We start from the raw sequence: 8067 nt of genomic DNA on the forward strand, positions 1-8067 counted from the left end.
CCGCGATCGCCTGCCCGACACCTACCGAGCCATCGCCAGCCTTGTCTCCGACCGTACTGTCACCACCTGAAAGCAGGCCACCCCCAGGCCAGACACGGCCCACCCGCTATCACGCACCAACTCGTTATGGTGCGGCGGCATGAACTGACGGACGCACAGTGGCAGAAGATCGAGCCGTTACTGCCCGCCAACGGCAAGCCCGGCGGGCAGTAGGCCGATCACCGCAGAGGGATCAACGGGGTGTTGTTCAGGGCCCGTACCGGTGTGCCCTGGCCGGATCTGCCCGAGCGGTACGGACCGTGGCAGACCGTCTACGAGCGGCATCGCCGCTGGTCGGCGGACGGGACCTGGCAGCGGATCCTGGCAGAGTTACAGATCGAGGCCGATGCCACCGACCCCGACAGCCAACTGGCCAAGGCCGTCGAGGAGGAGACCCGGCCGCGCACACGGGAATAGGCGGTGAACATCGACTCCACCTCCTGCCGGGCGCACCAGCACGCGGCCGGGGCCCGCCACCGGCCGCCGCGCGACTTCTCGCAAAAAGGGGCGGTGCGCGTGTGGAGGCCGATGGGCGGGAGGCACTGGGACGCTCGCGGGGCGGACTGACCAGCAAAGTCCATCTGCTGTCCGACGACCGGGCCCGCCCGCTGACCTGGCAGACCTCGCCGGGTCAGCGGGGCGACAGCCTCATGTTCATCCCTGTGCTGGAGGGCTTACGGATCCGGCGACACAGTCCGGGGCGACCTCGCGTCCGCCCGGATCGAGTCCGCGGCGACAAGGCGTACTCCAGCCGCGACAACCGCGCTTATCTGCGCAGACGGGGAGTCAAGGCAACCATTGCCCAGCCCGATGACCAGCGGGCCAAGCGCCAGCGCAAGGACCGCGCCGGCGGACGTCCGCCGGCCTTCGACAAGACGCAATACCGCCGCCGCAGTGCCGTCGAGCGGTGCGTGAGCAAGTGGAAGCAGTTCCGTGCTGTCGCCACGCGCTACGACAAACGCGACTACATCTTCAACGGCACCCTGACCGTCACGGCGATCGTCATCTGGCTCCGCGACACCGTCCAAGAGCCATCAGAAGCGCCCTAGGCCGGGGCACCTCACGGACCGAGGGTCCCGCCATCTTCAGCGCCGACGCAGCCGACAGGCCAGGACTGCCTGACGAGCCAAGACCCGCACAGTCGCCACGGCAGGCGGTCGCACCCCGCCCTCGAGCACGGCGCCGCCCTTGCGTCGAAGGGCCTCAAGTCGCAGCTTCTGTACGGAAATCAGGGCCCTCACGAACGGCCGGAACTCGTCCTCGACCAGGTCGGGGAGCGCCTGACACGCGTTGAGTGCATCGCCCGCGAGTCTTGCTTGGGCGCTGACCAGCAGACCGACCGCTGCGGCATCGGGCGGCTGCATTCGCAGGTCCTCAGGTTTCAGCCCGTGCTCGGCAAGTGTGAGGTGCGGGATGCCGACCTTGCCCCCCTCAGCGTCCTCGCGCAGGTCCGCGAGGTGATCGATGCGCTGCCAGGCCTCGATCAACTTCCGGCAGCCCTGGTGAAAGGGCGCGTCCCGGTCGGACCTGGGTGGCGGCGCGAAGAGCGAGGCCGTGAGCATCAGCGCGGGCAACGAGTACCTGTCCACGTAGGCCTGGAAGTCGCCTTCGGTAGCGAAGCCGGTCCAAGTGGCCTCGACCGATGCTCCGTCGAGGAAGTCCCTCACCCGGGAAGCCATGTGCTGATGGCGCCGCACGGTGTCGGCCAAGGCCCTGAGCGTGGAATTGCCAGAGCCCTGGTTCAGGGCCTCCTCGACCTCGTGGTCCCACGAACGAAGGGCTTCCTGGCGGGTGTCCACGTCCCCGAAGTCAATCAGCTCGTCCGTCTCGTGCATGAAAGCGACGGCTGCAACGACTGGCGGGTGAAGACGCGGTGGGAGCAGCAGTCGCGCGGCGAGGTACGCGTGGGGATCGAACCGCCGGACTAGTCGGCGCTGAGCGTCGTAGTCCTGACGTAGCTGCGGATCCTGGATGCCGGCGTGGGCCAGGGCTGCGGACCATCTGGTCACTGTTCTCCTGGAGAGCGGGTGTTAGCGGGTGAGAAGGCGGCGAGCCGTACGCAGCAGAATGCGCGGATGTGTGAGCGCGCGCGGATGCTGCACCATGTTGACGACGTCCATATAGACCCGGTTGATCTCCGGGTCAGTGACGGACGCCTCTGCGATTCGATCCGCAGTCCAACGCAGGACCGGATAGGCGCGTGGGTACGGGCCAGTCACGTGGGGCTGGGCCAGGTCTGCGGTGGTGCACAGCTGCCATGCGGCATCCACGACGACCTTGGCTCGCCGAAAATACCCCCGGGCGGGTTCGTGAGGGTTGGCGCCGGAGCGCAGGTGCGCGGCGAGCGACGAGGCTTGGAGAGTTGCAAGGGTGAGCCCTTGCCCGTAGATGGGATTCACCGACGCCACAGCATCGCCGAGTGCCACCAAGCCGCCGGGAAATCGTGGCAGAGGGGTGAACTGACGTCGCTGGCTCTCGCGGAAGTGGAATGTGTCGATGCCACCCTCCAACTCACAGGTCTGGGCCACCTCCTGCAAGGGAGTGACACACCGCCGCATCCTGGCGAGGAAGGCCTCGGGGTCCCGGGTCGGCCGGTAGTCGGCGTAGCCAACAAGTACGACGGCCCATCTGTTGTCCTCGACGGCGGTGAGGGCCCCCGGTTCAGACAGCGTCGGCTGGTAGTTGGACGCCGGACCAGGAGAGGAGTGGGCAATCACCGTGTCTGGCAGCTCGCCGTTCCGGCGGAATGAGGCGGTGGCGTAACCCAGATCGACCCTCATCCGCTCCAGAGACGGGGCCGGCCAGCCCGCTTGCTCAAGCCACGAGCCAAGGCGGCTTGAGCGCCCCATGGCGTCAACGACGAGGTCGGCCTCCAGCTCATGCGTTGCACCGTCCCCCTCGCTGCGGAACCGGACCCCCCGAACGCGGTTATGAGGCAGGAGCAGGCCGCTGGCCCGGCCCGTTACGAATCGCACCCCCGGGAGGGAGCCAACGTGCTTGCGTACGCTCCGCTCAAGGAAGGGGCGTGTGGCGCCGATCATCTGGGCGTCGTCCACTGGAGCCTTGAGCGCGCCGTCAACATAAAACTGGATCGCTGGCCCCTTGCCGAGGCGGGCGCCGCCGGACACCAGGTCGTCCGTGATTCCGGGAAACCAGCGTTCCAACTGTCGGTGCCCCATAGCAAGGAGAGCATGCAGCTGCTGCCGATGGGGGGCGCCAGGGCCGGTTCCCTCGTCGTGCAGGGAGTCTGGCTCTAGGACGACAACGTCTTCGGCGAAGTCCCTCAGCACCCGTGCGGCGAACAGGCCGCCGAAACTTCCCCCGATAACAACAGCCCTGCGCACGCTTCTCCCCCCAGGGGCCTGCCACGGCCCGGCACTGGTCCATTGGTGCGCGCCCTTCCAGGCGCAGCTGAGCTCGGGCCGAGCCTACCTGGCCTCTGCATCTGCCCGGGATGGCAGTTCACCATCGGCGCTCGGCCCCTGCAGGCCGTGCACCGAGATCCGCACGAGTGGGGTTGCCAGAGCACCCGCTACGCGGATCAGGCGTGTCCTTTCCTCATCTGCCGCCGTGGCCTGTCCGGGAAGCGTGTACACAGCCCGGTGGGGAGACGGTGTCGCGTCGGCGGCATCGCCACTCTGCGTGCGGGCGTCTTGGAGGCGGCCGACCGCGTGCTGCAGCACGGCTGCCGTGACAGCAGCCTCCAGTTCTTGGGCCGAAAGACCCCTCTCACCCAACCCCACCCTTTCACGGACGGATTCATCCCTGAGGGCTTCGCTGTGCAGTCCCTCAAGTGCCTTGGCAGCCTCGTCAGTCATCCATGGCCGCAGCGCCCGGATGCCGTCGAGAATCTCGATGATTCGCCGGTGCAGGCTGAAGCGGACATTTAAGACCCGGTTCGGGCGCGCGCTGCCGGAGAACGCGAGGCGTTCGTCCACACTGGCAACCACGAGATCCCACAGCGGTTCCAGGGCCAGAATGTCTCGGCGCTCACGCAACCACACACTCACAGCTGCGCCGGACATGGCGTAGCAGATCCCTACGCACCCGACGACGCCGAAGGCTGACCCGAGCACGCCCACGGAATCGAGCTGGTGATGTCCCATAGCGGCAGCAACGATGGCAGGTGCTGAACAGGCCACGTAGCCGAAAACTATGACCATGCTGCGGCCGAACCACACCAGAGCGTGCGCGATGCCCTCGTCATCGGGACGGGCGCGTCGTGAGCGAGACCAAGTGTGCAAGGTTCCGCAGGTGAGCATCGTGAGGAAGACAGCGAGGAAGGCCAACACGAAGGGCTCGTCCGCCTGCTCCGTATTGAACTTCAAAGGGTCGGCGGGGCCGCTGAGGTCAGCGCTCAGGAACGCGACGGTCATCACCACGATGGCCAGGGCGTAGGCCGCTGACCACCCCACGAGTGCGGTGCGTGCACTGTGGGATCCATCCCGGCGAGTTGATGTCCAGATGATCGTTTGAAGCTGCGAGAGACCGAAACACATCAAAATTGCCACGTAGATCGGCAGTGTGGCAAACCATCCCTGACCAAAGGCAGACCCGGTGGTTGTGTAGCCAAGCGGCGAGGCCAGAACGTAGGTAGCACCCGCGACGGTGAGGTTGGCGGTCATAAGGGCGAGTGTGGGTGTGGGCTCGCGCCGGAAGGCGATGCCCTTCCACGCTGCCAGGAACAAGAACGCGGCAGCCATGAGCAGGTAGATGATGGTGACTAGGGAATCAGACACCAGTCCCCCTGCGGTGAGCAAAGGTAGCTGCCAGCCCGTCCTGCCCCTTGCCGCGCCGCAGTGCGAGGTGACGCTCCAGCATCACCGTGGCGAAGGCCTCAACGCGCCGCTCCCTGTCGGTGGCATAGTGCGATCTCCTAAAGATCTTTACGACGCCGTCGGGGTTGAGTGCTGGCGCGCACTGCTGAACTAATTCTCTGGAGACGGGGTCGTCCGCGTCGGCATGTGTGCCGCAGTCCTGTTCCTCGTCATCCAGAAGAAAATGCCCCAGTTCATGGAGGATCGCATGGAACCGGGTCAGCTCATTCGCTGTCTCGTCCACCACGATGTAGTCACGCGCTGGGGTGGAAAAGCAGAAAGCGCTGACACCCGACGGCAAGGGCTGGGACATCACTCTGATGGACTGCCCGCGTCGGGCGGCCACGACTTTCACCAAGCCCTGTATATCCTCTACTCCCGATAGTCCGATGTCCTTGCGGATGATCCTGGCCATCCTGCGCATCTCGCGGTGGACGGCAAGCTGCTCTCGGAGGATTGCCATCCTCTTGCGGGGGCGGGAAGAGTCAGGCGGTCCAACCTGATCCGCGTATGTATGGTGCGTCGCTCCGTTCACCTCTCGGCCCTCCGGACCGTGTCGGGACCTGCGCCCCAGAAACTCACAAAACGTCAGTTTGGTATCTCGGCGGCGCACCTGCCTGGCCGACCTTTCCGGGTGTCGACATGGAATCCCGCACGGGCGGTAGTGCTGCAGGACGGCTGCCAAGCACGTCGCCGCGGTCCTCAGCGCGCCATGCCGACTCCGCCATCCACCAGGATCACGGCGCCGTTGATGTCCCCGTGGCCAACTATGCTCGTCGCCGAGCCCTTCAAGGTGCCAGGTGGACGATACAGGACCGCAGTGTCAACCCGCAGACGATAGAGCGGTGGGACTCCTTGAGCAGTGCCGACAGCGCTTAGATGGCGAAGTACCTGCACACGAGCATGGGCGGACTCACCCGAAAGCCTCAGGATGCCGATGTCGAACCGCGGCAACTGGAAGGCGACTTCCGCAATCGTCGACGGAGGGGTGGGGAACTGCATATAGACGGGGACCCGTTCCCCGGCGTTGAGGGACACAATGCCGGTCGTGGTCAGCGGGCGCCCTTCGGTGTCCCGCAGAACGTAGTAACGCCTCCTGTTCGCGGAGTCGACGAGCGTGGCTCCGCCCAGCAACTGGCCGCGACGATGAACCTCGGCGTTGTGACCGCGAAGCGCGGCCGACACCACAGCCGTCTCAGTCCCGTCGTTGGTCAAGCCCGAGACACTCACGATGGCCTACCACTAGCCTCGATCTTGCATGAGGGTTCGTCAGCTTGCTGGCGAGCCCTTTCAGCTTGGTTCGAGGCGGAGATTTCTGCGGGTGGGCAGGTCGGTGGCCCGGCTGTCGCGTCGGGTGGCGCCGGCTTCCACGCTCCGGTGTGGTGGTGTGGTTCGTAGGGACAGGGAACGCTGCTGGTCAGCCGGGGTTCGGCAGTGCGTGCAGCCGGTTGAGGGCGTCTGTGATCACATGGGTCCAGGGCCAGTGCCGGGCCAGGCGGAGGATGCGGCGGCGTCCGGTGGTGACGAGCTGGGCGGCGGCGGAGAACAGCCGCAGCCGCAGGCGCTTGATCTCCCAGAGCTGGGCAGGGCCGGTCAGGGCGAGCATCGGCATCCAGGCGAGCAGGTCGAGGGCGATCTGGACGATCTCCAGCCAGATCTGGTTCTGCGCGGCGTCGTGCAGGGGCAGGTTGCGCAGGTCGGTGGAGCGGGCGGCGCGGATGCGGTCCTCAGCGCGGGCCCGCTGACGGTGCCGCAGCTCCAGCTCCGCGATCTTCTGGCCGGTGGTGTTGGTGGCGAAGCAGGTCAGGCGCATCCCATCGGCATCGGTGAAGCGCAACTGGGCACCGGGGTGCGGGCGTTCCTTGCGGACGATCAGCCGTATCCCCTTGGGCCAGCCGGTCAGGCAGTCGCTGCCGGCGTCGATCTCGGCGGCCCAGGCGCCGTCGCGGATCTCGCCGTCCGGTGTCCACGCCGACGCCGGGATCTTCAACATGGCCTGGTGGATGGCGTCGGTGATGGTCATCCCGACCGAGTACGACAGCCACCGCCCGCGGGCCGCCAGCCAGGCGACGAACTCATGGGTGCCACCGCCGGAGTCGCAGCGGATCAGCGTCTGCCGTCCGCGCCGGTACTTCTTGGGCAACTGGGACAGGGCCAGCCTCGCGGCCTCGATGTGGTCGACGGCGGTATTGGAGCCGGCGTTCCCGGGCCGCAGCAGGCCCACGACCGGTTCCCCGGACCCGCCGCGGCCGTGGTCGGCGAACCCCATCAGCGGGTGGTGCCCGAACGTCTTCTTCCAGGTCGCGGCCGCGTCCTGCTTGTCGGAGTGCGCGATGACCAGCACCCCGTCCAGGTCCACGATCACCTGCCCACCGGCGTCCGGCGCTGTGTCACCGGCCAACGTCCAGACGTGTTCGCGTACTTCGGCCCGGGCGGCGCGGATCGCCGCCAGGGCCCGCTTGCCGCCAGCGGCGAGTGTGTCGATGAGCCGGCTTGGGGCGGGACACCCCCGACATGTAGGCGCCGATGCCGCGCCGGTTGATCGTGCCGCCGGGGATGATCCGCGCGTTCGCCGGAGGCGTGGGGATCTTCCGCTTCGCGCGCCTGCTCTGGTCTCCGCCGATCAAGTGCGTGTTGTCGATCTTGGCGGCGCAGTCGTCGCCCTTGACCTCGTCGAACGGGCGGCGGCAACCCTTGCAATACACCTCGAGCGCGTCAACGCGCTGCCCCTCGGAGGCCTTGAAGCTGCCACGGTAGTCGGCGACGCTCGCGATCTTCGGGGTGACCTCGATCTCGGCCGCTACGACCCAGACGTGGGACAGGTCCGGAGCCTCCTCCTCGGAGGCCGGTGGCTCCGGCGGGGAAGCGGTCTTCTGCTCAGGTTCGGTCGCCTCGGGCTTGAGCCAGGAGAACAGGCTCTCTTGCAGCTGAGAGCGGCCGGTCTCGGGCGAAAGGGGGGGCTGTCGCGGTCGTCACCGTTCCTTCGGATCACTGCGGGGTCGACGTAAAGCGCAACCCCTTTCACTCCCCGAACGTCAACGGCCGCGATCTGTTACACCACATGGCTGTGCCCCGGGCGATGTACTTGAGTTCTAGTGGTCGTCGCAACACCCCAGCTCAAGGGGTGCGATGGACTTCGAGATTCGCGAGGACAGACGTGGTGGGGGCGGCCGTCGGCTGACGCGTGAACGGGAGGTATACCTCCAGCTCA

At 66.8% G+C, this 8067-nt stretch carries 6 protein-coding genes and 2 pseudogenes; 2 read left to right on the forward strand and 6 right to left on the reverse strand.

All coding sequences use genetic code 11. The annotated features are described in order from the left end of the window. Nucleotides 1-126 precede the first annotated feature (126 nt). Nucleotides 127-1088, forward strand: a pseudogene (locus ACTWQJ_RS41305) (IS5 family transposase). A 36-nt stretch (nt 1089-1124) separates the two neighbouring features. On the opposite strand, the gene ACTWQJ_RS41310 reads toward ACTWQJ_RS41305, so the two are convergent. The 6 genes and pseudogenes from ACTWQJ_RS41310 to ACTWQJ_RS41335 all read right to left on the reverse strand — a co-directional run. Then, a complete protein-coding gene (locus ACTWQJ_RS41310; RefSeq protein ID WP_443311560.1) occupies nt 1125-2048 on the reverse strand; it encodes a squalene/phytoene synthase family protein in 924 nt (307 codons plus the stop codon). Between the two features lie 21 nt (nt 2049-2069). Continuing rightward, complete coding sequence (locus ACTWQJ_RS41315) at nt 2070-3203, reverse strand: NAD(P)/FAD-dependent oxidoreductase (protein WP_443311561.1); 1134 nt, start codon at nt 3201-3203, stop codon at nt 2070-2072. A gap of 264 nt (nt 3204-3467) precedes the next feature. After that, nucleotides 3468-4742, reverse strand: coding sequence for an MAB_1171c family putative transporter (locus ACTWQJ_RS41320; protein WP_443311562.1), 1275 nt, complete (start codon nt 4740-4742; stop codon nt 3468-3470). Nucleotides 4743-4770: 28 nt separating this feature from the next. Then, complete coding sequence (locus ACTWQJ_RS41325; RefSeq protein ID WP_443311563.1) at nt 4771-5271, reverse strand: ImmA/IrrE family metallo-endopeptidase; 501 nt, start codon at nt 5269-5271, stop codon at nt 4771-4773. A 287-nt stretch (nt 5272-5558) separates the two neighbouring features. Next, a complete protein-coding gene (locus ACTWQJ_RS41330) occupies nt 5559-6071 on the reverse strand; it encodes a hypothetical protein (protein WP_443311564.1) in 513 nt (170 codons plus the stop codon). A 202-nt stretch (nt 6072-6273) separates the two neighbouring features. Next, nucleotides 6274-7359, reverse strand: a pseudogene (locus tag ACTWQJ_RS41335) (IS1380 family transposase); the annotation flags it as partial. A gap of 124 nt (nt 7360-7483) precedes the next feature. On the opposite strand from ACTWQJ_RS41335, the gene ACTWQJ_RS41340 reads away from it, so the two are divergent. Continuing rightward, nucleotides 7484-7864, forward strand: coding sequence for a hypothetical protein (locus ACTWQJ_RS41340; protein WP_443311565.1), 381 nt, complete (start codon nt 7484-7486; stop codon nt 7862-7864). Nucleotides 7865-8067: the final 203 nt, after the last annotated feature.

It is taken from the genome of Streptomyces sp. KR55, assembly GCF_052245645.1.
Classification (GTDB): Bacteria; Actinomycetota; Actinomycetes; order Streptomycetales; family Streptomycetaceae; genus Streptomyces; species Streptomyces flavusporus.

Coding starts and splice junctions, on each gene's coding strand:
- ACTWQJ_RS41320 (WP_443311562.1), bottom strand. CDS start 4,742: ATGGCTGCCGCGTTCTTGTTCCTGGCAGCGTGGAAGGGCATCGCCTTC.
- ACTWQJ_RS41325 (WP_443311563.1), bottom strand. CDS start 5,271: ATGGCCAGGATCATCCGCAAGGACATCGGACTATCGGGAGTAGAGGAT.